The organism is Mesorhizobium sp. M6A.T.Cr.TU.017.01.1.1, from assembly GCF_004023115.1.
Taxonomy (GTDB): domain Bacteria; phylum Pseudomonadota; class Alphaproteobacteria; order Rhizobiales; family Rhizobiaceae; genus Mesorhizobium; species Mesorhizobium mediterraneum.
On sequence record NZ_RZTA01000031.1, the window covers coordinates 19,408 to 21,608 of the forward strand.

Consider the following 2,201-nt stretch of genomic DNA (forward strand, 5'->3'; position numbering starts at 1 on the left):
CCATCGATCCGGGCTCCGATCCGGACAATGTCGAAGACGCTGCGCTGGTGAAGGCGGCGCTCGCAACCCTGCCTGCCCCCGCAAGGCCCGATTTCGGCATCAATATGCTACCAGGCGACCACGAGACACTGATTGTCGAGGCGAGCTTTCCGGGCAATCCGAATGCGGCGGATTTCTTCGTCGCCGGTGAGCGGGATTACATGTTCGGCGTGCCGGCTCGCAGCGAAAAGGACGGCAAGCTGGTGTTTACCGTGCCGATCCTCGACAGGCCGACGACGACGCCGACGGATGGCGGACTTTACTACACGCTGACAACTGCGGTCGGCGCGGTCGAGGGACAGCTGCCTTTCCCTTGATCCCGAGCAAAGGATGTTCAGGTCGAACATCCTTTTGCTCCAGGCTCCCCCAAACGGTTGCGGGAAAAGTCTGAGTTCGTTATCGCGAGAATACTCCCTTTATTTGTCAAATGAGGACCATCATGATGATATCCGTTGGCGACAAGCTGCCCCAAGCGACCTTCAAGACGATGACTGCCGACGGGGCAAAACCGATCACAGCGGCCGAGATTTTCTCGGGCAAGAAGGTGGTGCTGTTCGCCGTTCCCGGCGCTTTCACGCCGACCTGCAGCAACAACCATCTGCCCGGCTATCTGGATAATTACGACGCCATCCTGGCGCGCGGCGTCGACACCATCGCCGTCGTCGCCGTCAACGATGTTCACGTCATGGGGGCTTGGGCCCGCTTCAGCGGCGGCGAAGGCAAGATCCTTTACCTTGCCGACGGCAATGGCGACTTCGCCAAGTCGATCGGCCTCGACGCCGACCTCTCCGGCGGTGGCATGGGACTGCGTTCGAAGCGGTTCTCGATGATCGTCGACGACGGCAAGGTCATCGCGCTTAATGTCGAGACAAAGCCTGGCGTTGATGAATCCGGTGCGGCTCATATTCTCGGACAGCTTTCCGTTTTGGCGACAGCATAGGCACCAGTCGCCTTTTAGAACTCGCGCGTCCCAGGACGCTTCAAGACTTTCGAATCGGCGCATTATCCTTTCCGAAAGCCGATTCCGGTTTTCGGGATCGTGCGCTGGCTCTTCGGGACTGCTTGCTTTTGGGGGGACCTCGATGACGTTTGATATCTTCTGGCGCGCTGTGGCGATCGGCATCGGCGCCACGGCGCTCATGGACCTCTGGGCGATTCTCCTGAACACGGTGTTTGCTCAGCCGCGGCCGAACTGGGGGCTGGTCGGCCGCTGGGTCTGGCATCTGAGGGACGGCAAGGTCTTCCACGAAGATATCGGCGAGGCAGCACCCTACGCGCATGAATCGGCGCTGGGCTGGGCCTTCCACTATTTTGTCGGCATCGTCTACGGCATCATTCTGGCCGTTTTGGTGGGAGCGGCGTGGCTGGCGGCGCCGACCTTCCTGCCGGCCTTCATCCTCGGCATCGTCACCGTGGGCGCCGGCTGGTTCCTGCTGGCGCCCGGCATGGGCGCCGGCTGGGCCGCATCAAAGCGCCCCAATCCCATGCAGATCCGCGCCCTCAACCTGGTGTCGCATACGGTGTTCGCGCTCGGGCTTTTCGGCACGGCGCTGCTGATCCGCTGAATACGGGGACCAGACTGGTTAGTAGCTCTGGGTCGAGCGACGCATTTTCTTGGCTGCCGGCTGCTTGGCTTGGGTGCTTTCCTTGGCCGAAACGGGCGCGGGCCTGGCCGGCTTGTTCTTGAAAGGCGCCATGCCGAGCCGCGCCAGCTCGTCGGCACGCTCGTTCTCCGGATGGCCGGCATGGCCCTTGACCCAGTGCCATATGACCTGGTGGCGATTGCGCGCCTCATCGAGCGCCTGCCACAGCTCGGCATTCTTCACCGGTTGCCTGGCGGCCGTCTTCCAGCCGTTGCGCTTCCAGCCATCGATCCAGCTGAAAATGCCGTCCTTGACATAGTTGCTGTCGGTATAAAGATCGACGGCGCAGGGTTCTTTTAGCGCATTGAGCGCCGAGATGGCGGCCAAAAGTTCCATGCGGTTGTTGGTGGTAGCAGCCTCGCCGCCCGACAGTTCTTTCGTGACGCCGTTGAAGCGCAGGACCGCCCCCCAGCCGCCCGGCCCCGGATTGCCCGAACAGGCACCATCGGTGAAGATTTCAACGCGCTTGGTCATGTCAGTCCGTATTCGGAAGGGGATTTGATCGCCCGGTGGAAGCGC

The 2,201-nt window shown here is 61.7% G+C and carries 3 protein-coding genes and 1 pseudogene; 3 read left to right on the forward strand and 1 reads right to left on the reverse strand.

The features are described 5' to 3' along the window. The 3 genes and pseudogenes from EOB36_RS35135 to EOB36_RS12580 all read left to right on the forward strand — a co-directional run. A pseudogene (locus EOB36_RS35135) lies at positions 1-356 on the forward strand (hypothetical protein); the annotation flags it as partial. A 122-nt stretch (positions 357-478) separates the two neighbouring features. Then, positions 479-979, forward strand: a complete 501-nt coding sequence (locus EOB36_RS12575) for a peroxiredoxin (protein ID WP_128284962.1) — start codon at positions 479-481, stop codon at positions 977-979. Positions 980-1,121: 142 nt separating this feature from the next. Further along, positions 1,122-1,604, forward strand: a complete 483-nt coding sequence (locus EOB36_RS12580; RefSeq protein ID WP_128284963.1) for a DUF2938 domain-containing protein — start codon at positions 1,122-1,124, stop codon at positions 1,602-1,604. Positions 1,605-1,622: 18 nt separating this feature from the next. Here the strand turns inward: EOB36_RS12580 and rnhA are convergent, their stop codons facing one another. Next, positions 1,623-2,156 (reverse strand): ribonuclease HI, encoded by a 534-nt coding sequence (rnhA, locus tag EOB36_RS12585; RefSeq protein ID WP_164897506.1) that lies wholly within the window; start codon positions 2,154-2,156, stop codon positions 1,623-1,625. Between the last annotated feature and the right edge of the window lie 45 nt (positions 2,157-2,201).